This window comes from Nocardioides aquaticus (assembly GCF_018459925.1).
GTDB lineage: Bacteria > Actinomycetota > Actinomycetes > Propionibacteriales > Nocardioidaceae > Nocardioides > Nocardioides aquaticus.
Genome location: NZ_CP075371.1, coordinates 508,178 through 532,172, shown reverse-complemented (window position 1 = coordinate 532,172; position 23,995 = coordinate 508,178). Strand labels below are relative to the sequence as shown.

22 protein-coding genes are annotated in these 23,995 nt (G+C 73.7%); 12 read left to right on the top strand and 10 right to left on the bottom strand.

Translation table 11 applies throughout. The annotated features are described in order from the left end of the window. Nucleotides 1-30: 30 nt before the first annotated feature. Complete coding sequence (locus ENKNEFLB_RS02585) at nt 31-1,407, top strand: NAD-dependent succinate-semialdehyde dehydrogenase (RefSeq protein WP_214057769.1); 1,377 nt, start codon at nt 31-33, stop codon at nt 1,405-1,407. 138 nt (nt 1,408-1,545) lie between these two features. Next, nucleotides 1,546-2,049 (top strand): VOC family protein, encoded by a 504-nt coding sequence (locus ENKNEFLB_RS02580; protein ID WP_214057768.1) that lies wholly within the window; start codon nt 1,546-1,548, stop codon nt 2,047-2,049. Between the two features lie 64 nt (nt 2,050-2,113). Here ENKNEFLB_RS02580 and ENKNEFLB_RS02575 read toward each other — a convergent pair whose 3' ends face one another. Next, nucleotides 2,114-2,884 (bottom strand): hypothetical protein, encoded by a 771-nt coding sequence (locus tag ENKNEFLB_RS02575; RefSeq protein ID WP_214057767.1) that lies wholly within the window; start codon nt 2,882-2,884, stop codon nt 2,114-2,116. Between the two features lie 238 nt (nt 2,885-3,122). Between ENKNEFLB_RS02575 and ENKNEFLB_RS02570 the strand changes: the two genes are divergently transcribed. The 3 genes from ENKNEFLB_RS02570 to ENKNEFLB_RS02560 all read left to right on the top strand — a co-directional run bounded on the left by ENKNEFLB_RS02570 (nt 3,123) and on the right by ENKNEFLB_RS02560 (nt 6,910). Further along, on the top strand, nt 3,123-3,899 hold the full coding sequence (locus ENKNEFLB_RS02570; RefSeq protein WP_246535800.1) for an SDR family oxidoreductase: 777 nt from the start codon (nt 3,123-3,125) through the stop codon (nt 3,897-3,899). Nucleotides 3,900-3,962: 63 nt separating this feature from the next. Next, complete coding sequence (locus tag ENKNEFLB_RS02565) at nt 3,963-5,441, top strand: FAD-binding oxidoreductase (RefSeq protein ID WP_214057766.1); 1,479 nt, start codon at nt 3,963-3,965, stop codon at nt 5,439-5,441. Further along, nucleotides 5,438-6,910: an FGGY-family carbohydrate kinase gene (locus tag ENKNEFLB_RS02560; RefSeq protein WP_214057765.1), complete on the top strand. Its 1,473-nt coding sequence runs from the start codon at nt 5,438-5,440 to the stop codon at nt 6,908-6,910. Before ENKNEFLB_RS02565 ends, ENKNEFLB_RS02560 begins: the two co-directional genes overlap by 4 nt. A gap of 35 nt (nt 6,911-6,945) precedes the next feature. Here ENKNEFLB_RS02560 and ENKNEFLB_RS02555 read toward each other — a convergent pair whose 3' ends face one another. From ENKNEFLB_RS02555 to mftA, 6 genes are read right to left on the bottom strand one after another with little or no spacing between them, the layout of a single operon-like run. Next, nucleotides 6,946-7,728 carry a mycofactocin-coupled SDR family oxidoreductase gene (locus ENKNEFLB_RS02555; RefSeq protein WP_214057764.1) on the bottom strand — a complete coding sequence of 261 codons (783 nt, stop codon included), beginning with the start codon at nt 7,726-7,728 and terminating at the stop codon, nt 6,946-6,948. Then, entirely contained in the window at nt 7,725-8,417 is a 693-nt protein-coding gene (gene mftE, locus ENKNEFLB_RS02550; protein WP_214057763.1) for a mycofactocin biosynthesis peptidyl-dipeptidase MftE, read from the bottom strand. The genes ENKNEFLB_RS02555 and mftE overlap by 4 nt, the downstream gene beginning before the upstream one ends. Nucleotides 8,418-8,437: 20 nt before the next feature. Continuing rightward, nucleotides 8,438-9,706, bottom strand: a complete 1,269-nt coding sequence (gene mftD / locus ENKNEFLB_RS02545; protein ID WP_246535799.1) for a pre-mycofactocin synthase MftD — start codon at nt 9,704-9,706, stop codon at nt 8,438-8,440. Further along, nucleotides 9,706-11,046: a mycofactocin radical SAM maturase gene (mftC, locus tag ENKNEFLB_RS02540; protein WP_214057762.1), complete on the bottom strand. Its 1,341-nt coding sequence runs from the start codon at nt 11,044-11,046 to the stop codon at nt 9,706-9,708. The genes mftD and mftC overlap by 1 nt, the downstream gene beginning before the upstream one ends. Then, nucleotides 11,043-11,315 (bottom strand): mycofactocin biosynthesis chaperone MftB, encoded by a 273-nt coding sequence (mftB, locus tag ENKNEFLB_RS02535; protein WP_160005032.1) that lies wholly within the window; start codon nt 11,313-11,315, stop codon nt 11,043-11,045. The genes mftC and mftB overlap by 4 nt, the downstream gene beginning before the upstream one ends. Then, nucleotides 11,315-11,416, bottom strand: coding sequence for a mycofactocin precursor MftA (gene mftA / locus ENKNEFLB_RS02530; RefSeq protein ID WP_214057761.1), 102 nt, complete (start codon nt 11,414-11,416; stop codon nt 11,315-11,317). Before mftA ends, mftB begins: the two co-directional genes overlap by 1 nt. 132 nt (nt 11,417-11,548) lie before the next feature. Here mftA and mftR point away from each other — a divergent pair, with 132 nt between their 5' ends. After that, on the top strand, nt 11,549-12,148 hold the full coding sequence (gene mftR / locus ENKNEFLB_RS02525) for a mycofactocin system transcriptional regulator (protein ID WP_214057760.1): 600 nt from the start codon (nt 11,549-11,551) through the stop codon (nt 12,146-12,148). Nucleotides 12,149-12,416: 268 nt separating this feature from the next. Here the strand turns inward: mftR and ENKNEFLB_RS02520 are convergent, their stop codons facing one another. Then, the gene (locus ENKNEFLB_RS02520) at nt 12,417-13,496 is read right to left on the bottom strand and encodes a glycoside hydrolase family 6 protein (protein WP_214057759.1); all 1,080 of its coding nucleotides are present in this window, start codon (nt 13,494-13,496) and stop codon (nt 12,417-12,419) included. 106 nt (nt 13,497-13,602) lie between these two features. Here ENKNEFLB_RS02520 and icmF point away from each other — a divergent pair, with 106 nt between their 5' ends. From icmF to ENKNEFLB_RS02505, 3 genes are all read left to right on the top strand, one after another. Further along, nucleotides 13,603-16,827 (top strand): fused isobutyryl-CoA mutase/GTPase IcmF, encoded by a 3,225-nt coding sequence (gene icmF, locus ENKNEFLB_RS02515; RefSeq protein WP_214057758.1) that lies wholly within the window; start codon nt 13,603-13,605, stop codon nt 16,825-16,827. Nucleotides 16,828-16,950: 123 nt separating this feature from the next. Then, nucleotides 16,951-18,174 (top strand): acyl-CoA dehydrogenase family protein, encoded by a 1,224-nt coding sequence (locus tag ENKNEFLB_RS02510; RefSeq protein ID WP_246535798.1) that lies wholly within the window; start codon nt 16,951-16,953, stop codon nt 18,172-18,174. Then, on the top strand, nt 18,171-19,016 hold the full coding sequence (locus ENKNEFLB_RS02505; protein WP_246535797.1) for an SDR family oxidoreductase: 846 nt from the start codon (nt 18,171-18,173) through the stop codon (nt 19,014-19,016). Before ENKNEFLB_RS02510 ends, ENKNEFLB_RS02505 begins: the two co-directional genes overlap by 4 nt. 54 nt (nt 19,017-19,070) lie before the next feature. On the opposite strand, the gene ENKNEFLB_RS02500 is transcribed toward ENKNEFLB_RS02505, so the two are convergent. Both ENKNEFLB_RS02500 and ENKNEFLB_RS02495 read right to left on the bottom strand, forming a co-directional pair. Continuing rightward, nucleotides 19,071-20,717, bottom strand: coding sequence for a class I adenylate-forming enzyme family protein (locus ENKNEFLB_RS02500; protein WP_214057757.1), 1,647 nt, complete (start codon nt 20,715-20,717; stop codon nt 19,071-19,073). 7 nt (nt 20,718-20,724) lie between these two features. Next, entirely contained in the window at nt 20,725-21,711 is a 987-nt protein-coding gene (locus tag ENKNEFLB_RS02495) for a cyclase family protein (protein WP_214057756.1), read from the bottom strand. 120 nt (nt 21,712-21,831) lie between these two features. Here ENKNEFLB_RS02495 and ENKNEFLB_RS02490 point away from each other — a divergent pair, with 120 nt between their 5' ends. The 3 genes from ENKNEFLB_RS02490 to ENKNEFLB_RS02480 are packed head-to-tail and all read left to right on the top strand — an operon-like array spanning nt 21,832 to nt 23,989. Next, the gene (locus ENKNEFLB_RS02490) at nt 21,832-22,755 is read left to right on the top strand and encodes a TetR-type transcription factor C-terminal domain-containing protein (RefSeq protein WP_214057755.1); all 924 of its coding nucleotides are present in this window, start codon (nt 21,832-21,834) and stop codon (nt 22,753-22,755) included. Next, nucleotides 22,752-23,273 (top strand): thioesterase family protein, encoded by a 522-nt coding sequence (locus ENKNEFLB_RS02485; protein ID WP_214057754.1) that lies wholly within the window; start codon nt 22,752-22,754, stop codon nt 23,271-23,273. The genes ENKNEFLB_RS02490 and ENKNEFLB_RS02485 overlap by 4 nt, the downstream gene beginning before the upstream one ends. Next, nucleotides 23,270-23,989 (top strand): helical backbone metal receptor, encoded by a 720-nt coding sequence (locus ENKNEFLB_RS02480; RefSeq protein ID WP_246535796.1) that lies wholly within the window; start codon nt 23,270-23,272, stop codon nt 23,987-23,989. The genes ENKNEFLB_RS02485 and ENKNEFLB_RS02480 overlap by 4 nt, the downstream gene beginning before the upstream one ends. Nucleotides 23,990-23,995: the final 6 nt, after the last annotated feature.

Genomic DNA, 23,995 nt, shown 5'->3' with positions numbered 1-23,995 from the left:
TACCTCGGCGCCCGGGACCGCTATGCCCCCATGAGCACCTACCAGACCGTGAACCCGGCCACCGGCGAGACCGTGAAGGAGTACTACACCCTCGACGCCGCAGGTGTCGAGCAGGCCCTCGAGAGCGCCCACCAGGGCTACCTCTCCTGGCGCACCACGCCGATCGAGGAGCGCTCGCGGGTGCTGTCCCGCGTCGCCGAGATCTACACCGAGCGCGCCGACGAGCTCGCCCGGTCCATCTCGCTCGAGATGGGCAAGCCGGTCCGCGAGGCCAAGGGCGAGGTGCAGCTCTCCGCCGCGATCTACGCCTACTACGCCGAGCACGGCCCGTCGTTCCTGGCCGAGGAGACCCTCGACGTCCCCGGTGCGGAGTCGTCGGTCGTGCAGCGGCGCCCGATCGGCGCCCTGGTCGGGGTCATGCCGTGGAACTTCCCCTACTACCAGGTGGCCCGGTTCGCCGGCCCGAACCTGATGGTCGGCAACACCGTGCTGCTCAAGCACGCCCCCAGCTGCCCGGCCTCGGCGCTGCTGATGGAGGAGATCTTCCGGGACGCCGGCCTGCCCGAGGACGCCTACCTCAACATCTTCGCCACCAACGAGCAGATCGCCGACATGATCGCCGACCCGCGCGTCCAGGGCGTCTCGCTCACCGGCAGCGAGCGCGCCGGCACCGCGGTCGCCGAGACCGCCGGGCGCAACCTGAAGAAGGTCGTGCTCGAGCTCGGCGGCTCCGACGTGTTCATCGTCCTGGACAGCGCCGACATGGCGGCCACCGTCAAGTCCGCGGCCCGGGCCCGGCTGTCCAACGCCGGCCAGGCGTGCAACGCCGCGAAGCGCCTGATCGTCACCGAGGAGTACTACGACGACTTCGTCGAGCAGCTCACCGCGGCCTTCGAGGCCACCAAGACCGGCGACCCGCTCGACGAGAGCACCAAGCTGGGCCCGCTGTCCTCGCAGACCGCGGCCGACACCCTGGTCGAGCAGGTCGAGGACGCCGTGTCCAAGGGCGCGACCGTGCTCACCGGTGGCGGCAAGGTCGACGGCCCCGGGGCGTACGTCCAGCCGACGCTGCTGGCCGACGTCACCCCGGAGATGCGCGCCTTCGCCGAGGAGCTCTTCGGTCCCGTCGGCGTGGTCTACAAGGTCAAGGACGCCGCCGAGGCGCTCGCCCTGGCCAACGACTCGGCCTACGGGCTCTCCGGCTCGGTCTGGTCCGCGGACACCGAGCGTGCCCGCGAGGTGGCCGAGGGCCTCGACGTCGGCATGGCCTTCGTCAACGAGCACGGCACGACGATGCCCGGCCTGCCCTTCGGTGGCGTGAAGCGCTCCGGCGTCGGCCGCGAGCTGGGCCCCTGGGGCATGGACGAGTTCGTGAACAAGAAGCTGGTCCGCGTCTCCGCGAAGTAGTCGCCCGCCGCAGCTGCGGCACGGCACCACCCGTACGCCCCCGGTCGCCTCGCGGCCGGGGGCGTCGTCGTTCCTGCCTCCCCGACCAGGACGTCAGGAACGGGACCAGGTGGTTGACGCCTCAACTACCATGGGGCGATGACCGAGAGCACCGTCGACCTGGACGCCGTCGCCGCCGCGCGCGAGCGGATCCGCGCCACCCACCTGCGCCCGACCGGGGAGCGCCCGGCCTCGACCGCGCGGGGGCTGCACCACACCGCCCTGGTCAGCAGCGACGTCGAGCGGACCGTGGCGTTCTACCAGGACGTGCTCGGGTTCCCGCTGACCGAGCTGATCGAGAACCGCGACTACGCGGGCTCCTCGCACTTCTTCTTCGACATCGGGAACTCCAACCTGCTGGCCTTCTTCGACTTCCCCGGTCTCGACGTCGGGCCGTACGCCGAGGTCCTCGGCGGCCTGCACCACGTAGCGATCTCGGTGGACCCGGAGCGCTGGGAGGCCCTGCGGGGGCGGCTCACCGCGGCGGGCGTCGACCACGAGGTGCACAGCGGGGTCTCGATCTACTTCCGCGACCCCGACGGTGCGCGCCTCGAGCTGATCGCCGACCCGCTCGGCGAGATGTACGGCGAGCACGTGCTCTGAGCCGCAACCGTCATCTCGACGCGCCGCGAGCGTCATCTCGGCTGTCCGCGAGCGTCATCCCGGCTCAGGCGCGGGGGCGGCCCTTCAGCGCCGGAAGCGCGGCGACCGGGGCGGCGAGCAGGACCAGGACGCCGCAGATGATCTCGTTGACCGGCCCGCGCACGTCGCTGGTCCCGGCCAGCAGACCGCCGAGCACCAGGCCGACCCCGGCGACCAGGCAGACGGCGGCAGCGACGACCGAGGACCGCTTCAGCAGCAGGTACGTCCCGGGGAGCAGCAGCGCGAGGCCGGCGGCCAGCGCGCGGTAGGTGCCGTCGCGGCCGCTCGGGTCGGACTCGGAGTACCAGACGCCCTGGGTCAGCACGAGCCACGCGCCGAGGGCGACGAGCAGCCCCGCGGCGGGCTTGCGCAGGGTCGGTCGCACGCCCTCGCGGGTGCGGATCCTGGCCAGCTCGTGCTCCTCCTCGGCGACCTCCGTGCGCATCTCGCCGTCGTCGACGAGCGCGGTGGCGCCCGGGGCCACGGTCTTCGCCCCCTCCTGGGAGAGCGAGACGCCCTCGATGTCGTAGAAGAGGTTGCCCTTGAGCGCCGCGAACGCCCCCACGGCCAGGACCACGGCGCCGACGGCGATCAGCCAGACGAGGGTGATCGCGACCCCGACGCCGGCGACCACGCCGCCGAGGACGAGCAGGGCGAGCCCGCTCCAGGACCAGCGCGGACGCACGGTGTGGCTCGGACCGACGTAGCTGACGTCGTCGCCGGCGTCCGGGTCCTCCCACCGCTGGGCCTGCCTGCCGGCACGGTTGCGGTCGCCTGGGTTCGTGCGCGCGCTCATGGTGCTGTTCCTCCTGGGTCTAGGCGGTCGTCCGGGCCGGGGAGCAGCGGTCGTGGCCCCGCCCCCGGGGGAGCAGGGCCACCGTCCCCTCGCCCACTTCCTGCAGGTGAGGGCTCACCCGGGTCCTGTGGACAACGAGGGTGCCCTTCGAGGGTGCCTCGCGCCCGGGGGCCGGCTGCTCACCCCTTCGAGCCACCCCGACCCCACAGGAGGGGCCGGACGTGCCAGGCTGCATCACGTGGGCATCACCGACTTCTCGCTGGAGTGGTTCTCGTTGGCCGGGCGTACGGCCGTCGTGACCGGCGGCAACAGCGGCCTGGGGCAGGCGTTCAGCCTGGCCCTGGCCACGGCCGGCGCCGACGTGTGCGTCCCGACCCTGCTCGGCGACGGCGGCGAGACCCGCGCCCTGGTCGAGGCCACGGGCCGGCGCTACGTCGAGCTGACCATCGACCTGACCCGCGACGGCGCGGCGGAGGAGGTCGTCGCCACCTGCGCCGCCGAGCTGGGCGGGCCCGACGTGCTGGTCAACTCCGCCGGTCTGAACCGGGTCGCCCCGTGGCAGGAGTTCGGCCGCGAGCACTGGGAGCCGATGGTCGAGGTCAACCTCACCGCGCCGTTCGCGATGGCGCGCGCCGCGGCACCCGGGATGGTCGACCGCGGCCGCGGCAAGATCGTCAACGTGGCCTCCGTCTTCTCCTTCCTCGGCGGCCGCACCTCGCCCGCGTACGCCGCGACCAAGCACGGCCTGGTCGGGTTCACCAAGGCCTACGCCGACGAGCTCGGCGGCCACGGGGTGCAGGTCAACGCGATCGCCCCCGGCTACGTCGCCACCGCGCTGACGGCCTCGACCCGCGCCGACCCCGTCGCCGAGCGGGCCGTGCGCGAGCGCACGCCCGCCGGCCGCTGGGGCGAGCCGGAGGACCTGATGGGCACCGTGGTCTTCCTGGCCTCGCGCGCCTCCGACCACGTCAACGGACACGTGCTGACCGTCGACGGCGGCTACCTCGTCCGCTGACGGCGACGCCGCGCCCGTACGACTCCCCGCCCCGCACCCCCGCACCCACCCGCAGGAGCCACCGTGACCCTCTCCACCGACGCGCTCGTCGCCCGCCTCGTCGACCTGGTCGGCGCCGACCGGGTCGTGGTCGACCCGGACCGGTTGCGCGAGGTCAGCCAGGACCGCTGGAAGAAGTACCAGTCGGTGCACGGCATCTTCGACGGCCCGCAGCCGGTCGCGCTGGTGCGGGCGCGCTCGACCGACGACGTCGCCGCCGTGCTCGCCCTGGCCCACGACGAGCGGGTGCCGGTCGTCCCGCGCACCGGCGGCACCGGCACCGAGGGCGGCCTCGAGGTCGTCGTGGACGGCACGATCGTGCTGGACGGCTCGGACCTCGACCAGATCCTCGACATCGACCCGGTCGACATGACCGCCACCGCGCAGTGCGGCGTGCGCCTGGCGGTGCTGGAGGACGCCCTGCGCGCGGAGGGCCTGACCACCGGCCACTCGCCGCAGTCACAGCCGCTGGCCCAGATGGGCGGTCTGGTCGCGACCCGGTCGATCGGCCAGCTGTCCACGCTCTACGGCGGCATCGAGGACATGCTGCTCGGGCTCGAGGCGGTGCTGCCCGGCGGCGAGGTGGTCCGGGTCCGCCCGGTCCCGCGCCGGGCCGCCGGCCCGGACGTGCGCCACGTCGTGCTCGGCAACGAGGGCGCGCTCGCCTACGTCACCGAGGTCACCGTGCAGGTCTACCGGCTGCCCGAGCACCGGGTCTTCACCGGCTACCTGCTCGACGACCTGCCCGGCGGCGTGGAGGTGCTCCGCGAGGTGGTCACCGCGGGGTTCCGGCCCTCGGTCGCCCGGGTCTACGACGCCGGTGACGCGCAGCAGCACTTCTCCCACCTGCCCGGCTGGGCCGACGGCCCGGGCGACGGGGCCGGCGGGCCGGGGTCGGCGGTGCTCGTGGCCGTGTCCGAGGGCCCGCGGGGCATCGCCGAGGCCACCGCCGCGGCCGTGGTCGCGGCCGCCGAGGCCGTCGGTGCGCGGCCGGTGGACCCCGCCCTGGTGGAGGACTGGTTCGCGCACCTGAACTGGGGCCCGGAGAAGATCGAGGCCGAGAAGCAGGCGATGCTCACCGACCGGCACCTCGGGTACACCACCGAGGTCTCGGCGGCCTGGTCGCAGGTGGCCGACCTGCACGCCGCCGTGCTGCGCCGGGTGCGCGAGGAGTTCCCCCGCGCCGCGGACCTGACCATGCTCGGCGCGCACTCCTCGCACAGCTACCAGACCGGCACCAACCTGTACTTCGTCTACGACTACGACATCACCTGCGACCCGCGGGAGGAGATCGAGCTCTACCACCGCCCGCTCAACGCGATCGTGGTCGAGGAGGCGCTGCGCGTGGGCGGCTCGATGGTCCACCACCACGGCGTCGGCAAGTACCGCACGCCGTGGGTCGAGGCCGAGCACGGCTCGTCGTGGCGGCTGCTGACGGGGCTCAAGGAGGCCTTCGACCCGCACGGGGTGATGAACCCCGGCACGATCTACCCGCTGACGTGACCCGGTCGCCTGCCGGCCCGCTCCTGGTCGGTGTCGACCTCGGCTCCCAGAGCGCGAAGGTCGCCGTCCACACCGCCGACGGTCGGGTCGTGGCGAGCGGACGACGGCCGCTGCGCGCGGCGCTGACCCCGCGACCCGGCGTGGTGGAGCACCCCGACGACGACCTGGTCGACGCCCTCGCCGCCGCCTGCCGCGACGCGGTGGCCGCGCTCTCGGCGGCGGGCGGGTCGACCGGCGACCTCGTCGGGCTCGGGCTCTGCGGGATCCGGTCAACCCGTGCCCTGCTCCGCGCCGACGGCACCCTCGCGGCCCCGGTGATCAGCTGGATGGACGAGCGGGCCTCCCGCCCCCACGACCCCGCCGCGGCACCCGCCGACACCGCGGTGGTGACCGCCTCGTCGGGTCACCTCACCCGGTGGCTGACCGGCCGGGCGGCGGACTCGCCGGCCGCCTACCCGGTGCTGTGGCCGCTGGACCTGGAGCGCTGGGACTGGTCGACCGACGACGCGGTGGTGGCGGCGTCGGGCCTGCGCCGCGACCAGCTGGTCGACCTCGTCCTCCCGGGGGCGGTGCTCGGTGCGGTGACCGAGGTCGCCGCCCACGCCACCGGCCTGCCGGCGGGCCTGCCGGTGGTCGCGACCGCGAACGACAAGGCCGTCGAGGCGCTCGGCTGCGGGTTGGCCGGGCCCGACCAGGCCCTGGTCTCGCTGGGCACCTACGTCGCCCCGATGCTGCTCGGCGACGCCCCGCTGAGACCCGGTGAGGAGGAGGCCGCCGGCGCCTGGACGAACCTGGCCAGCGTCCCGGGCCGGTACCTGCTGGAGGGCGGCGGCGTGCGGCGCGGGATGTGGACGGTGTCCTGGCTGCGCGACCTGGTGGGCCCCGGGCTGCTCCCGGGCGGCGCGCCCGAGGAGCTCGAGGACGTGCTGAACCGCGCCGCGGCGGAGGTTCCGGTCGGCGCGGACGGGCTGCTGGCCGTGCTCGACTGGCTGGCCCCGGCGCACGAGCCGTGGCGGCGCGGGGCGTTCGTCGGGTTCGACGGCCGGCACGGCGCCGCCCACCTCTACCGCGCCGTGCTGGAGGGCCTGGCGCTGACCGTCGGGGGCCACCTCCGGACGCTGGTCGACGGGCTCGACCGGGACGTGCGGCTGGTGCTGCTCTCCGGCGGCGGCGCCCGGTCGCCGCTGATGCGCCAGGTGGTCGCCGACGTCACCGGCCTGCCGGTCCGCGTGGCCGTCGACGACGGTTCGCCGGCCGCGCTCGGGGCCGCGGTCTGCGCCGCGGTCGGGACCGGCGTCCACCCCGGCTTCGACGAGGCGGTGGCCGCGATGGTCGCCCCCGGGCCGTCCGTGCAGCCGGACGCGGCGGCGACCCGGGCGTACGGGGAGATCGGGCAGACCCACGCCGACCTCCGCGCCTCCCTCGCCCCCGTCCTCCGCCGAGATGACGCTCCCGGACAGCCCAGATGACGCTTCCGGCGCGTCGAGGTGACGGTGACGGCGCGTCAGGCGCCGAAGCCGCCGTCGGCGGAGACCACCGAGCCGTGCAGGACCGCGGCCTCCCGGCTCGCGCAGAAGGCGATCGTGGCGGCCATCTCCTCGGGCTCGATCACCCGGCCGAGCAGCTGGTGCGAGACCAGGTCGTCGGTGGTGGTGGCGTAGATGGCGGCGGTCTGCTCGAGCATCGCGGTCCGCGTCGAGCCGGGTGAGACCGCGACCGCGGTGACCCCGGTGCCGACGAGGTCGGCGGCCAGGCCCTTCACCAGGCCGACCACGGCGTGCTTGACCGCGGTGTAGCCGGCCAGCCGGTAGAGCCCGTGGCTGCCGGCGGCCGACGCGACGGCCACGACCCGGCACCCGGACGGGTCCGGGCCGTCGATCATCGCGGGGACGGCCGCGGCGGCGGTGTGCCAGACGCCCTTGACGTCGACGTCCCAGAGCAGGTCGAGCTCGGCCGGGTCGGTCTCCCAGAGCGGGCGCCCCCCGACCATCACGGCGGCGGCGGCGACGGCCACGTCCAGCCGTCCCCACCGCTCGACGGCGTGCCCCACCGCGTCGCGCAGCGCGGCGCGGTCGCGGACGTCGGCGACCACGGGGAGCACCTCGGGCCACGGTGCGGCCACCGCCTCGAGGTCCGCTCGGGTCGGGAGGTCGTACGGCGTCGCGCCCGGCCCGGCGCAGGAGTCCAGGGCGAGCACGGCGCACCCGTCGGCGGCGAGCCGGGCGACGGTGGCCGCGCCGATCCCGCGGGCGGCGCCGGTGACCAGGGCGACGCGGGCCGGCGTCACGCGGACGCCTCGACGTCGGGGCGCAGCCGCGCCAGCGCCCCGTCCACCATCGCGGCCAGCAGCCTCTCGCCCTCGGCCGCGCTCGCGCCGGTCGGGTCGCCGAGGACCCCGTTGGCCGAGACGGCCGCGACGCCGCCGGCGCGCAGGGCCGGGAGCAGGTCGCGCACGGGCGTGGTGCAGCCGGCCTCCGCCAGCGCGGTGCGGACGGCGTCGGGCTGCAGGTGCAGCACCAGCGAGGTCTCGGTACGCCCCGCGTGGGCGTCGGCGCCGGCGACCGCGCACGGGACCCAGTCGACGCGGTGACCCTCGTACGTCAGCTGCTCGACCGCCCCCCGCACGGCCTCCAGGTTGCCGCCGTGGCCGTTGACCAGCACCACCCGGTCGCACCAGGTGCGCACCGAGCGGACCAGCTCGACCAGCACCACCCGCAGCGCCTCGGTCCCGATCGAGACGGTGCCGGGGAAGGACTGGTGCTCGCCGCTGGAGCCGTACGCCACCGGCGGCGCCACCCAGGCACCGCCGGGGACGTCCGGGCCGAGCCGTGCTGCGAGCGCGTCGGCGACCGCCGTCGCCACCAGGGTGTCGGTGCCCAGCGGGAGGTGCGGTCCGTGCTGCTCGGTCGAGCCGACCGGCACGAGCACCACGCCCGCGCTGACCACCTCGGCCGACGTCGCCTGCGCCGTCCGCACCCGGCCGCCTTCCACCCGGCTCAGTGCCGGTGCTGCGCCGGGACGCCGAGCGCGCGGTGGAACCCGTCGGGGATCTCGAGCACGTCGGGGCTGAGCTGGTCGATCGACGACAGGCCCATCCCGAGCAGCGCCGAGTCGATGCCGGAGCGGAGCACGTCCAGGACGTTGCCGACCCCGTCCTCGCCGTTGGCGGCCAGGCCCCAGAGGTACGCCCGCCCGATCATCACCGCGCGCGCGCCCAGGGCGACGGCCTTGACCACGTCGGACCCGCGCCGTACCCCGCCGTCGAGGACGACCTCGACGTCGTGGCCCACGGCTTCGGCCACCGCCGCGAGGCAGCGGATCGTGGCCGGGGTGCCGTCGAGGTTGTTGCCGCCGTGGTTGGAGACCGAGATCGCGCTGACCCCGGCGTCCACGGCACGCTTGGCGTCGTCGACCCGGCAGACGCCCTTCAGCATGAACGGCTTGCCGCCACTGACCCTGGTCCACTGCTCGCACATCCAGGCGACGTCCTCCCAGGTCGGCGGGGTGGTGGTCATCCACTCGTAGTAGGCGCCGAAGAACGTCGGGCCCTTCGCGGCGCCGGGGGCGGCGAGGTTGGGCGCGGTGAGGTCGGGGATGGTCCCGGTCTTCCCGAACCGCCACAACCAGCCGACCTTGGTCGCGACCTGGGGCGCCATCCGCACCATCGTGCGGAGGTCGACCTTCTCCGGGATCTCCGGGCTGCCCCAGTCGCGGCCCATCGAGAACGACCAGTCGAGGGTCGCGATGAGACCCTTCGAGCCGGCGTCGGCGGCGCGCTGCATCCGCTGGACCATCACGTCGCGGTCGCCGGTCCAGTACATCTGGAAGAAGGTCTTGTCGTTGACCGCACAGACCTCCTCGACCGACTTCGAGGCAAAGTTCGACAACCCCATGATCGTGCCGCGCGATGCCGCCGCACGGGCCACCGCGACCTCGCCCTCGGGGTCGACCGCCTGCACCCCGGTCGGGCTGATCACGACGGGCAGGGAGATCTCCTGGCCCATCAGGGTCGTGGCCATCGACCGCTCGGCCTGGTGGCCGGCGACGTGCGGGGCGAACTGGATCTCGGTGAACGCCCGCTGGTTGTCGTCGATGGTCTGGCCCCGCTCGGAGCCGGCGACCAGGGCGCCGTACACCGGGCCGGGCAGCCGCTTGCGGGCCCGCTGCTGCGCGACCGCGACGGACTCGAACCACGGGTTCTGCTTCCACGGGTTCTCGAGGTTCTTGCGGATGGTGGCCATCCGCGCGCTCTTCGAGGTCTCCATCAGTGCGCCCCTCCGGCGCTGCAGCCGCAGCCCCCGGACGGGCTCGCGGCGGCCAGCGGGTCGCCCGTCGGGTCGGTCGGGCTGAACCCGGCCAGCGGGCTCTCGGCGCACGCCGAGACCGGGACGCCCGAGCCGTCCGAGGACCCGTCGGGCCGACGGGTGAGCAGCTGCAGCATCACCGGCTGGTTGCGGGTCGGGTTGGACTTGGAGTGGTCCTGGCTCTGCGCCGGGATGGTCCGCTCGCCGGCCAGCGCGGTCTCGCCGTACCCCTTGACGCACTCGGGGTCGGGTCCGTCGAGCGGGAGGCCGGTGAAGAACTTCGCCGCCATGCAGCCCCCGCGACAGGCGTCGAAGTGCGAGCACTTCGTGCACGCGCCACCGGTCTGCGGGGAGCGGAGCTCGGTGAACAGCGGTGAGGTCTTCCAGACGTTGTCGAACCCGCCGTCGCGCAGCAGGTTGCCGGCGTGGAACTGGTCGTGGATCGCGAACGGGCAGGCGTAGACGTCGCCGACCGGGTCGATCAGGCAGACCACGCGGCCGGCGCCGCACAGGTTGAGACCGGGCAGCGGCTCGCCGAAGGCTGCGAGGTGGAAGAACGAGTCGCCGGTCAGCACGTTCTCGCCGTTGGCGACGAGCCAGTCGTAGAGCTCCCGCTGCTGGTGGGGCAGGGGGTGCAGCTCGTCCCACACGTCCGCGCCGCGGCCCGAGGGACGCATCCGGGTCAGCCGCAGCGTGGCCCCGAACGAGTCGGCCAGCGCCTTGAACTCGTCGAGCTGGCCGATGTTCTCGCGGGTGCAGACGACCGAGATCTTGGCGTCGACGAACCCGGCGTCCTGGAGGTTCTGCAGTGCGGTGATCGCGGTGTCGTACGACCCGGGGCCGCGCACGTAGTCGTTGACCTCGGCCGTCGCCCCGTCGAGGGAGATCTGCACGTCGACGTAGTCGGTCGAGGCCAGGAAGCGCGCCCGCTCGGGGGTGATCCGCACGCCGTTGGTGGAGAACTTCACGCCCACGTCGTGCGCCACGGCGTACTCGAGGAGGTGCCAGAAGTCGGGGCGGATCGTGGGCTCGCCGCCGCCGATGTTGACGTAGAAGACCTGCATCCGCTGCAGCTCGTCGATGACGGCCTCGCACTGCTCGGTCGTCAGCTCGTCGGGGTCGCGGCGACCGCTGGAGGACAGGCAGTGCGCGCACTCGAGGTTGCAGGCGTAGGTGAGCTCCCACGTCAGGCAGATCGGGGCGTCGAGGCCGAGCTCGAACTGGTCGACCAGCGCACCGCCGACCGGGCGCTCCGGACGCGCGGGCGTCACGGTGAGGGGGCGTTCGGGAGCCAGGGTCATGCGGGCACCTCCGTGCGGGGGCGGATCATGTCGGTGGCGGCCAGGCCCTCGAGGGCGGCCGCGTAGGCGTCGTGCTGGGCGTCGGGGACGCCGGCGGCGACCAGGGCCGACCGGACGTCGGGCGCGTCACCGAGTCCCCGGACCACTGCCACCAGCTCGGGCCGCTTGAGGAAGCTCAGCTTCCGGTTGCCGAAGTGGTAGGCCAGCGCACCGAAGGGCTCGGGGCGCAGCGCCACCGACGGTGACAGGGTCCAGGGCTCGTCGAGCATCAGTAGACGCCGCACATGCCGTCGATGGAGACCTCCTCGACCAGCGTCTCGGCGGTCATCTCCTCGTCGGTCTGGCTGGTCTGGGCGTGCTCGGGGTTCATCGCGACTCCTCTCGTGGCGGGGTGTGACGTGGTCTGCGTCACGCTATTGGCACCGGTGGCCACAACGACCCCTCCGAACGGACGGGTCGCCGCCGGCCGCGGTCCCGCCGGGGGCGGGCTAGGGTCCGAGCCATGACGACCACGCCGGCGCGCCCGCGGGCGGCCGGGCGCCCGGGAGCCACCAGCCACGCTGCGATCGAGCAGGCCGCCTTCGGCCTGTTCGCCGAGCGGGGCTTCGCCGGCACCACGCTGGACGACATCGCCGCGGCGGTCGGCGTCGGGCGGCGGACCCTGTTCCGCTACTACCGCTCCAAGAACGACATCCCGTGGGGGCAGTTCGACCGCACCCTCGACGACTTCCGCCGGATCCTCGACGCCACCCCGGCCGGCCTCCCCTTGTGGGAGGCGGTGCACCGCGGCGTGGTGCGCTTCAACGAGTTCCCCGGCGACGCCCGCCCCGGCCACCGCGAGCGGATGGAGCTGATCCTCGGCACGCCGGAGCTCCAGGCCCACTCCGCGCTGCGCTACGCCGAGTGGCGCGCCGTGATCGCCGAGCACGTCGCCGACCGGCTGGGCTGCGCCCCCACCGACCTGCTGCCCACCACCGTCGGCCACGTCTCCCTGGCGCTGGCGCTGGCGGCCTACGACGCCTGGATGCGCGACCCCTCCCGCTCCCTGGCCGGCCTCGTCGACGAGGCGATGCGCGGCCTGCGCGCCCATCTGTGCTGCTGAGTCGGCCCGCGGCCGACGGAAGAACGTACACAAGCCCGGGCCGGGCCCGGGTGGACCGCGCTGACCTGCGGTGATGCGCGGCCGCGGGGGCGGCAGCACGGCTTGTGTACGTTCTTCCGTTCCAGAACCCCTGGGCCGGGCCGGTGCTACCGCGTAGCCAGGCGTACCAACCGCGGCCGATGCCGCGCGGGCATCCGCGTCGACGCAGGTCAGCGGCCTGGCCGCTAGCACCCCGGACCCGTTGGGTACGCCTGGCTACGCCGGACGACTAGCGCCAGGGGCTGGAGCGCACCACGGCCAGCGCCCGCTTCATCTGGAACGGCGAGTTCTGGCGGTACAGCCAGGGCCGGCCGACCCACAGGTAGGCGTCGACGTAGCGGCGGGCGAGCCGGTCGACCTCGGCCGGCAGCCGCCAGCGGTCGGCGGCGACGCGGTGGGTCGGCGGGATCCCGAGCGCGACGCAGCGGCGGGTGTCGTGACGGGAGCGGCAGGTGCGGGCGTTGTCGGGGTCCGGGCCGTCGTACTCGCCGAACTTGAACGGCTGGCCGTTGGAGGAGGTGTTGATCACCGCGTGCTTGCCGGTGATGCCGCGCGCGTCCAGCGCCTTCACCAGGGCGGCCGCACGGCGCACCTCCAGCGCGGTGGCGGAGTAGTGCGTCGCGTTCAGGGCCACGCCGCGCACGTGCCGGATCCCCGCCGGGACCAGGAAGTCCAGGGCCCGCCGCACGCCACCCTGCCCCGCCGAGGGCCAGTCCGCCGCGCCCGCGTCGAGGTAGACCGAGGTGCGGGGCAGGTCCGCGAGCTTCTTCGCGGCGTAGGCCACCAGCCGGGTCGGCACGTCCGAGCCGCGCGGCACGCACAGCGCGAACGGCAGGTCGGGCTGCAGCACGACCGCGGCCGGGGTGTCGCCGAGGGCGCGCGCGAAGTTGTCGATCCAGGTCCGGTACGACGCCTGCTCCCGTGCGGTGGGCAGCCGGGAGCACGCCTCGTGCTCCCACGGCACCATCCGGAAGACCGACATCTGCACCAGCACCGACGGGTCGCCGCCCTGGGCGTTCGCGACGTACTCACGCACCTTGCCCGCGATCTCGCGGTCGGGGATCCAGGCGCCGAACCACTTCGCCTTCGGGGTCTGCGCGATCCGCGCCAGCGTCCTCTTCCGCGGACCGCGGGCGTCGACGTAGGGCTGCCAGGCCATCTCGGCCGGGCCCCGGTAGGTGCCCCACTCCCGCCCGGCCAGCGGGTTGTCCCGCGGCGCGGCCGGGGCGGCCCCGGCGCCGGCACCGGCGGGCACGGCGAGCAGCAGCGCGAGGGCGCCGAGGAGCAGGGCGGTCAGGCGTCGGGTCACCCACCGACGGTACGACGCCCCGGGCCGGCCCGAGGGCGGATGGCATTTAGTAGGACGTCCTACTAATGTCGTGACCAGCCCCACTCCCCCGCCGCAGGAGGCACCCGTGCCCGAGCTCCACGTCCCCACCAACCCGGTGCGCCTCGTCACGGCCTCCGCCCTCTTCGACGGCCACGACGCCTCGATCAACATCATGCGGCGGATCCTGCAGAGCCAGGGCTGCGAGGTGATCCACCTCGGGCACAACCGCTCGGTCGCCGACGTCGTCGACGCCGCCGTCCAGGAGGACGTCCAGGGCGTCGCCGTCAGCAGCTACCAGGGCGGCCACATCGAGTACTTCGAGTACCTCGTGCAGTCCCTGCGCGAGCGCGGCGCCGGCCACGTGAAGGTCGTCGGCGGGGGCGGTGGCGTCATCGTGCGCGACGAGATCACCCGGCTGCGAGAGTCCGGCGTGACCATCTTCGCGCCGGAGGACGGCCAGCGCCTCGGCCTGGCCGGGATGATCAGCACGGTCGTCGCCGACTGCGACACCGACCTGTGGCAGGCCGGCGCGGTCACCGCCGACCAGGTGCTCACCGGCGACCACGCCGCGATCGCGCGCGCGATCACCGGCGCCGAGACCGGCCGCCTCGACGAGGCCACGCTGACCCGCCTGCGCGAGGCCGCGGCCGGCCACCAGGTGCCCGTCCTCGGCATCACCGGCACCGGCGGCTCGGGCAAGTCGTCGCTGACCGACGAGCTCGTACGCCGGCTGCGGCTCGACCAGCAGGACAAGCTCCGCGTCGCGGTGCTGGCCGTCGACCCGACCCGGCGCAAGGGCGGCGGGGCGCTGCTCGGCGACCGGATCCGGATGAACTCCCTCGACGGCGACCGGGTCTACTTCCGCTCGCTGGCCACCCGCGGCGCCCGCGAGCTGCCCGAGCACCTGGACGACGTGATGACGGTCCTCAAGGCCGCCGGCTTCGACCTGGTCGTGGTGGAGACACCGGGCATCGGCCAGGGCGACGCGGCGATCGTGCCGTTCGTCGACACCTCGCTGTACGTGATGACGCCGGAGTTCGGCGCCGCCTCTCAGCTGGAGAAGATCGACATGCTCGACTTCGCCGACGTCGTGGCCATCAACAAGTTCGAGCGCCGCGGCGCCAAGGACGCGCTGCGCGACGTGGGCCGCCAGCTGGTCCGCAACCGCGAGGCCTTCGGCAAGCAGCCCGACGACATGCCGGTCTTCGGCACCAGCGCGGCGACCTTCAACGACGACGGCGTGACCGCGCTCTACCAGGAGCTGCGTGGCCTGCTGGCCGACCGTGGCCTGCCGGTGGCCGACGGCGTGCTGCCGGCTGTCGACGTGCGGCACTCCTCGGGCATCCGCCAGGTGGTGCCGACCGACCGGGTCCGCTACCTCGCCGAGATCACCGAGACGGTGCGCGGCTACCACGCCGAGACCGAGCGGCTGGCCGACGCGGCGCGGCGGCTGCAGCAGGTCGAGGCCGTCACCGCCGCCCTCGGCGAGGGCGACCAGGGCGACGTCCCGCAGCTGCTCGAGAAGAGCCGCCGCGAGGTGCCGCCGGCGCTGCACGACCAGCTGGCCGGGTGGCCGGCCGTGGTCGAGTCCTACTCCGGGCAGGAGCAGGTCACCAAGGTCCGCGACACCGAGATCACCACCCAGCTCACCCGCGAGTCGCTGTCCGGCAGCAGGATCCCCCGCGTCGCGCTGCCGGCGTACGCCGACCACGGCGAGCTGGTCCGCTTCTGGCGCCACGAGAACCTCCCCGGGATGTTCCCGTTCACCGCCGGGGTGTTCCCGTTCAAGCGCGACGGCGAGGACCCCGCGCGGATGTTCGCCGGCGAGGGCGACCCCGCCCGCACCAACCGCCGCTTCAAGGTGCTCTCCGCCGACGGCGACGCCAAGCGCCTCTCGACGGCGTTCGACTCGGTCACGCTCTACGGCCGCGACCCCGACCCGCGCCCCGACATCTACGGCAAGGTCGGCACGTCGGGGGTCTCGGTGGCCACGCTCGACGACATGCGGGTGCTGTACGGCGGGTTCGACCTCACCTCGCCGACCACCTCGGTCTCGATGACGATCAACGGCCCGGCGCCCACCGTGCTGGCGTTCTTCCTCAACACCGTGATCGACCAGGAGGTCGAGAAGTTCCGCACGGCCGAGGGCCGCGACCCGAGCGAGGAGGAGACCGCGATGCTCGCCGCGCACGCGGTGGCCACGGTCCGCGGGACGGTCCAGGCCGACATCCTCAAGGAGGACCAGGGCCAGAACACCTGCCTGTTCTCCACCGAGTTCTCGCTGCGGATGATGGCCGACATCCAGGAGTGGTTCATCGAGAAGGGCGTGCGCAACTTCTACTCGGTGTCGATCTCCGGCTACCACATCGCCGAGGCCGGGGCGAACCCGATCAGCCAGCTCGCCTTCACCCTCGCCAACGGGTTCACCTACGTCGAGGCCTACCTCGCGCGCGGGATGGACATCGACGCCTTCGCGCCGAACCTGTCCTTCTTCTTCTCCAACGGCATGGACCCGGAGTACTCCGTGATCGGCCGCGTCGCGCGGCGGATCTGGGCGGTGGCGATGAAGGAGAAGTACGGCGCGAACGAGCGCAGCCAGAAGCTGAAGTACCACGTGCAGACGTCCGGGCGGTCGCTGCACGCGCAGGAGATGGACTTCAACGACATCCGCACCACGCTCCAGGCGCTGATCGCGATCTACGACAACGCCAACAGCCTGCACACCAACGCCTACGACGAGGCGGTCACCACCCCGGGTGCGGAGTCCGTACGCCGGGCGCTGGCGATCCAGCTCATCATCAACCGCGAGTGGGGCATGGCGATGAACGAGAACCCGCTCCAGGGATCGTTCGTCATCGACCAGCTGACCGACCTGGTGGAGGAGGCCGTGCTGGCCGAGTTCGACCGGATCAACGAGCGCGGCGGCGTGCTCGGCGCGATGGAGACCGGCTACCAGCGCGGCCGCATCCAGGACGAGTCGATGCTCTACGAGCACCGCAAGCACGACGGCTCGCTGCCGATCGTGGGCGTAAACACCTTCCTGGCGCCGCAGTCCGACGACGCGACCCCGCAGCACGTCGAGCTCGCCCGGGCCACGGAGGAGGAGAAGGAGGGCCAGCTCGAGCGGGTCCAGTCCTTCCGCACCGCCCACACCGACGAGGGCGAGGCCGCGCTGGCCCGGCTCAAGGAGGCCGCGATGGGCGGCGAGAACGTCTTCGCGGTCCTGATGGACGCCGCGCGGGTCTGCTCGCTCGGCCAGGTCACCGAGGCGTTCTTCGAGGTCGGCGGGCAGTACCGCCGCAACGTCTGACCCCGCCGGGGCGGCCCGCCCCCGCTATGGTGAACGTCACCGAGCGCTGGCTCGGTCCGACTTCAGGAGCGCCTCTGTGACGACGTACGACGACCACTCGCTGCCCGCCCCTCCGAGCGGGCGGTGGACCTGCACGGCCGGATGGTCGAGTTCATGCGCACCGAGGTGCTGCCCGCCGAGCAGGCCTACGCCGACCACCGTCGCGCCGCCGGTCCCGACGACCACACCCTGCCGCCGGTGGTCGAAGAGCTGAAGACGAAGGCGCAGGCGCTGGGGCTCTGGAACCTGTTCCTGCCCTCGGAGTCCGGGCTGACCCAGCTCGAGTACGCCCCCATCGCCGAGCTCTCCGGGTGGAGCCTGGACCTGGCGCCCGAGGCGCTGAACTGCCAGGCGCCCGACACCGGCAACATGGAGCTGCTGCACCTGCTCGGCACCGAGCAGCAGAAGCAGCAGTGGCTCGCCCCCCTGCTCGCCGGGGAGATCCGCTCGGCGTTCTCGATGACCGAGCCGGCCGTGGCCAGCAGCGACGCCACCAACATCGCCACCCGGATCGTCCGCGACGGCGACGAGTACGTCATCAACGGCCGCAAGTGGTGGACCAGCGGCGCGATGGACCCGCGCTGCGCGGTCCTCGTCGTGATGGGCAAGACCGACCCCGAGGCCGCCACCCACCGCCAGCAGACGATGGTGATCGTCCCGCGGGACACCCCCGGCGTGACGATCGTGCGCGACCTGCCCGTCTTCGGCCACCACGACCAGCACGGCCACGCCGAGGTCCGCTTCGACGACGTGCGGGTGCCCGCGACCAACGTGCTCGGCGAGGAGGGCGGCGGGTTCGCCGCCGCCCAGGCCCGGCTCGGTCCCGGCCGGATCCACCACTGCATGCGCGCCCTCGGCGCGGCCGAGCGGGCGCTGGCGCTCATGGTCGCCCGCGCCCAGGACCGGGTCGCCTTCGGCGGACCGCTGTCCGACCAGGGCGTCGTGCGCCAGCAGATCGCCGAGTCCCGGATGGAGATCGACCAGGCCCGGCTGCTCTGCCACCGCGCCTGCGCGGTGATCGACGCCCACGGCAACAAGGAGGCCCGCAACCTGGTCGCGATGGCCAAGGTCGCCGTCCCCCGTGCCGCGACCCAGGTGATCGACCGGGCCATCCAGGTCCACGGCGGCGCCGGCGTCACCGACGACACCCCGCTGGCCGCGATGTACGGCTGGCACCGCGCGATGCGGCTCTTCGACGGGCCCGACGAGGTTCACGTGCGCTCGATCGCGCGCGGCGAGCTCGGGCGTACGCCGGTCCTGCCCCCCGCCGGCCCCACCTCCGGGAACACCGACGGGGGCCGCGCGTGAGCACCCGCACCCTGGCCGGCCGCACGATCCTGATGTCCGGCGGCAGCCGCGGCATCGGCCTGGCGATTGCGCTGCGCGCCGCCCGCGACGGTGCCCGCGTGGTGCTGATGGCCAAGACCGACCAGCCGCACCCGAAGCTCGAGGGCACCGTGCACACCGCGGCCGCCGAGATCGAGGCCGCCGGCGGCGAGGCCCTCGCCGTGGTCGGCGACGTGCGCAGCGACGACGACGTCGAGCGCGCGGTGGCCGCGGCCGTCGAGCGCTTCGGCGGGATCGACGTGGTGGTCAACAACGCCAGCGCGATCGACCTGAGCCCCACCCGCGAGCTCAGCATGAAGAAGTACGACCTGATGCAGTCGATCAACGCCCGCGGCACGTTCCTGCTGTCGAAGACCGCGATCCCGCACCTCGAGCGCAGCGACCAGGCGCACGTCCTCACGCTGTCGCCGCCGCTCGACCTCGACCCGCGCTGGGCGGGGTCCTACCTCGGCTACACGATGGCGAAGTACGGGATGAGCCTGGTGACGCTCGGGCTGGCCGAGGAGCTGCGCGAGGCCGGCATCGGGGTCAACTCGCTGTGGCCGCGCACGATGATCGCCACCGCCGCGGTCGCCAACCTGCTCGGTGGCGCCGAGGCCGTGGCCGGGTCGCGCACGCCGGAGATCGTCGCCGACGCGGCGTACGCCGTGCTGACCCGCGACCCGCGCACCTGCACCGGCCGCTTCCTGGTCGACGACGAGGTCCTCGCCGAGGAGGGCGTCACCGACCTCGACGGGTACCGCGTCGAGGGCGGCACCGGGCCGCTCCTCCCGGACCTGTTCCTGGACCCCGACGACGCCTGAGCCCCGGGTGGGGCACGTCGGACCACGGGCGCGGGGCTCCGTGGTCCGACGTGGTCAGTCGCGCAGCTCGCGGCGCAGGATCTTGCCCGTGACGGTCTTGGGGAGCTCGTCGATGACGACGACCTGGCGGGGGTACTTGTAGGCCGCCATCCGCTCCTTGCAGTGCGCGACGAGCTCCTCGGTGGTGACGGTCGCGCCGGCGTGCAGGCTGACGAACGCCCTGACCGTCTCGCCCCGCTTCTCGTCGGGCACGCCGACCACCGCGGACTCGCGCACGGCGGGGTGCTCGGCCAGGACGTCCTCGACCTCGCGTGGCCAGACCTTGTAGCCGGAGGCGTTGATCATGTCCTTCTTGCGGTCGACGATGTAGACCCAGCCGTCGGCGTCCATGAACCCCACGTCGCCGCTGCGCAGCGCCCCGCCCGGGAGGCCGGCGGCGGTCTCCTCGGGCTTGCCCCAGTAGCCCGCCACGACCTGCGGGCCGTCGGCGACGATCTCCCCGACCTCGCCGAGCGGCAGGTCGTTCCCGTCGTCGTCCTGGATCCGCACGATCGTGCTCGGCACGGGCACCCCGACGGACAGCGCCCCGGAGGTCGGGTCCACCGGGGAGGGGGCGCCGTACGGCGTGAGCGTCATCGGGCTGGTCGTCTCGGTCAGCCCGTAGGCGTTGTGCACCTGCAGCCCGGTCTTCTCCGCGAACGCCTTCTCGGCCGTCGGCGAGATCGCGGCCCCTCCGGAGTAGACCGAGGTGAAGGACGAGAAGTGGTCGCGGGTGAAGCCCTCGGCGTTGAGCAGCGCGTTGAAGGCGGTGATCGCGCCGATCGTGTACGTCGGGCGGTGCTCCAGCAGCGCGTCCAGCACGACGCCCGGCTCGAACCGGTAGGCCAGCACCAGCTCGGACGGGGCGGCGAGGGTGACGGCGACGTGCCCGATGAGCCCGGTGATGTGGAACAGCGGGGCGACGCCGAACACCGACCCGCCGGGCGCGAACCGGGCCCGGTCCCGGTAGACGCCGGCGGTGAAGACGACGTTGCGGTGGGTGTTCATCGCGCCCTTGGGCACCCCGGTCGTGCCCGAGGTGTAGGTCAGGAACGCGACGTCGTCGGGCCCGAGCGTGACCGGCGGCGGCACCTGGCCGCGGTGCTCCTCGATCAGCGTGGCCAGGTCGGTCGTCCCGTCGTGCCGCGCGCGCGCGACCCCGGCGAACAGCCGCTCGTCGTGCCGCTGCTGGTGCTCGAGCCCGCTGGTGGTCAGGACGAGGTCGACCGCAGTGCCGGGCACGACCTCGCGCGCCACCTCGTCGTACAGCGTCTCCAGGCTGACCAGGACCCGCGCGCCGGAGTCGGCCAGGAGGTAGGTCAGCTCGCGGGCGCGGCTCATCGGGTTGATCGAGACCATCACCCCGCCGGCCTTCCAGGTCGCGACCATGCAGACCACGAACTGCGGGACGTTCTGGAGGTAGACCGCGAGCCGGTCGCCCCGCTCGAAGCCGTGCGCCAGCAGGGCGCTGGCCAGGGCGTCGCTCTGCGCCTCCAGCTCGGACCGGGTCAGCACGCCGTCGAAGTAGCGGATCGCGACGCCGTCGGGGTCGGCGGCGAGCCCGGCGCGGTACATCGTCAGCGCGTCGGGGTGCTCCGGCGGGAGCTCGGCGGACTGCCCGGCGTAGACGCCCAGCCACGGCAACTCGTCGTAGGCGCTCACCGGGTGCTCACTTCAGGACGACGGGGTTCACCGGGGCACCGCTGCCCTGGGCCACCTTGATCGGGGCGGCGGTGTAGCAGAACTCGTACGTGCCGTCGTCGGCGCAGTCGGCGGCGAGGTCCTCCAGGTCGACGATCTCGGTGAAGGTGACGCCGAGGTTGCGCATCAGCGCGTTGTGCAGGGTCAGCGCGACACCGGTGTTCGGGTCGAAGGTGACCTCGTTGGCGATGGTGTCGGTGACCAGGTTGGGGATCTCCATGTCCTGGAACCACTGGACGAGCTCGGGGCTGTAGACCAGGCCCGGCTCGCAGAAGCCCTCGTAGAACGCCTCGCCGAGCTCGAAGAACCGCTGGAGGTAGTTGGTGCGGATCACCAGGATGTCGCGCTTGCGCAGCTCGACGCCCTGGGACTCGGCGCAGGCCAGGAGGTCCTCGTGGGTGAAGGTCTCGGCGGAGTCGAGGTAGGTCTTGCCGCGGAAGCGGGCCATGTCGAGCAGCACGCCACGCCCCACGACGCCCTTCTGCGCGATCGGCTCGACGCTGGCCTTGTCCATCCCGCCCACCGAGCTGCGGGCGTCGTAGCCGTTCCACATCTGGCCGTCGAACCACACGTGGCCGAGGGCGTCGTACTGCGTGGAGCCCTGGAGGAAGGCGTTGATCATGTCGTCGGCGTAGTGCAGGCCGCCGGGGAAGGCCGGCGCGTCGTCGGCGTCCCAGGTCGCCTCGTCCATGATCTGGGTGCGCACGGCGGGCTTGCGGCCCGGCCACACCGGGTCGCCCTTCGGGTCGCCGATCAGCCGCTGGATGCAGAACGTCTTGCCCTGGCGGACCAGCCCGACGGCGGCGAGCACCTGCTCGGGGCCGAGGTAGTTCAGCCCGCCGACCTCGTCGTCCTCCCCCCACTTCCCCCAGTTGCTCGGGGCGTCCTTGAGCAGCTCGCCGAGGGCGGGGACGGGGGCGTCGTTCATGGGTTCCTCCAGCACGGTGGCGGTCACGGGCCGAGCGAGCGCTCGGCGCGCGTATGACGTACCTCACCATGTCGCGGGCCGCACCCGGGCGTCAAGGGTCCGTCCACCGTCCCCCTCACCACCGCCGGGTTCAGTTATGTTGAACCCGTGCCCACGCTCGACGACGTCCCGCCGGTCCCGTCCGGCGACGTCACCCACCGCGAGCGGCTCGGTCGGACCATCCGCGGCCTGCGCCACCAGCGCGGCCTCACCTCCCGGCAGCTGGCCGCCCTGCTCGAGGTGAGCACCGCGACGGTCAGCGGGATCGAGAACGGCCGTACGGGCGTCTCGACCCAGCGCCTGGCCCAGGTCGCGCAGGCCCTCGGGGTGCCCGTGGAGCAGCTGTTCGCCGACCCCGCGGACCGCCCCCCGCGCGGCGCCGCCGCGGCCCTGGCCGCCGTGCACGCCGGCGACTGGCGGACGTTCCCGCCGCTGGTCCTGGACGCCCCGCTGACCGGGGCGCTGTCGGCCTTCCTCGAGTACGGCTACCACGGCGCCACGATGCGCACGATCGCCGGGCGGGCGGGTCTGTCGGTGCCCGGGCTCTACCACCACCACGACAGCAAGCAGGACCTCCTCGTGGCCCTGCTCGACGTGACGATGGCCGACCTGCACGCCCGCACCCGGGCCGCGCTGGACGAGGCCGACGGGCCCGTGCAGCGGTTCGCGCACGTGGTCGAGTGCCTGGCGCTGTTCCACACCCACCGCCGCGAGCTCGGCTTCGTCGGCGCCTCCGAGATGCGCAGCCTGGAGCCGGCCGCCCGGTCCCGCGTCGCCGCGAGCCGGGTCGCCGAGCAGCGGGTCGTCGACGCCGTCGTCGAGGACGGCGTGCGCGCTCGCGTCTTCGCCACCACCCGGCCGCACGAGGCCGCCCGCGCCGCGGTGACCCTGTGCACCGCGCTGCCCCAGTGGTTCCGCCACGACGGCCCGGCGACCGCCGAGCAGGTCGCCGCCGACTACGTCGGGTTCGCCCTGGACCTCGTCCGCTGCGCCCCCGACCACCGTCCCCCGCCCCTCAGGAAGGCCCCGTGACCGACTCCCCCGCCGCCCGCCCGACCGCGCAGCCGACCACCGCCCAGGTCCTCGCGCTGCACACCGCGACCGACACCACGGTGCCCGAGGACCACATCGACGAGAACGGCCACATGAACATCGGCCACTACTTCTCGGCCGCGTCGTGGGCGGTCTGGGACCTCACCACCGAGCGGGTCACCGGGGCGGACTACATCGCCCGCCGGGGCTCGTCCTTCTTCACCGTCGAGCACCGGATCGCCTACCTCGGCGAGCTGCGGCTCGGCGAGCGGTACTCCGTGCACGCCGCCCTCGCCGGGCGCACCGACAAGGCGCTGCACGGCCTCGCGCTCGTCCTCGACCGCGAGCGGGACCGCGTCGCATGCCGGATGGAGGTCGTCTACCTGCACGTCGACATGGACGCGCGGCGCTCGAGCACGATGCCGGACGACGTCGCGGCCCGGGCCGGCGCCGAGGTCGCCGCGCACCCGTGGGTCGCCGACGTGGCCACCGGCCTGTCGCTGCGGCGTCCGTCGTGATCCTCGGCGCGCCTCGCTCGGCGCAGCGGGTGGTCTCCCTGGTGCCCTCGCTCACCGAGGCGCTGGCCTCGGTCGCCCCCGAGCGCGTCGTGGGCGCCACGGACTGGTGCACCCACCCGCACGACCTCGACGTCACCCGCGTGCGCGGCACGAAGAACCCCGACCTGGCGGCCGTCCGCGCGCTCGCGCCCGACCTCGTGCTCGCGGTCAAGGAGGAGAACCGCGAGCTCGACGTGCGGCGTCTGCGCGACGCCGGCGTCCGGGTGCACGTCAGCGAGATCAGCACGGTCCCGGAGGCCGTGGAGACCTTCGAGGACCTCTTCGACCGCGTGCTGGGCTGGGACCGGCCCGGCTGGCTGGGCGCGGCGCGGGAGCAGTGGTGCGGACCGCTGCCGCCGGTCGTCGCGCGGGTCGCGATCCCGGTGTGGCGCGACCCGTGGATGGTCGTCGGCGGCGACACCTTCACCTCCGACCTGGCCCGCCGGCTGGGCTGGGCCAACGCCTTCGGCGACCGCGAGCGCTACCCGCACGTCGAGCTGGCCGAGATCGACGACCCCGAGCGGGTGGACCTGGTCCTGCTGCCCGACGAGCCGTACGAGTTCACCGCCGCCGACGGCCCCGAGGCCTTCACCCGGGTCCCGACCCGCCGGGTGCCCGGCCGCCTGCTGACCTGGTACGGCCCCTCGCTCGGCGAGGCTGCGGCGCTGCGCGGCTGAGGCGGC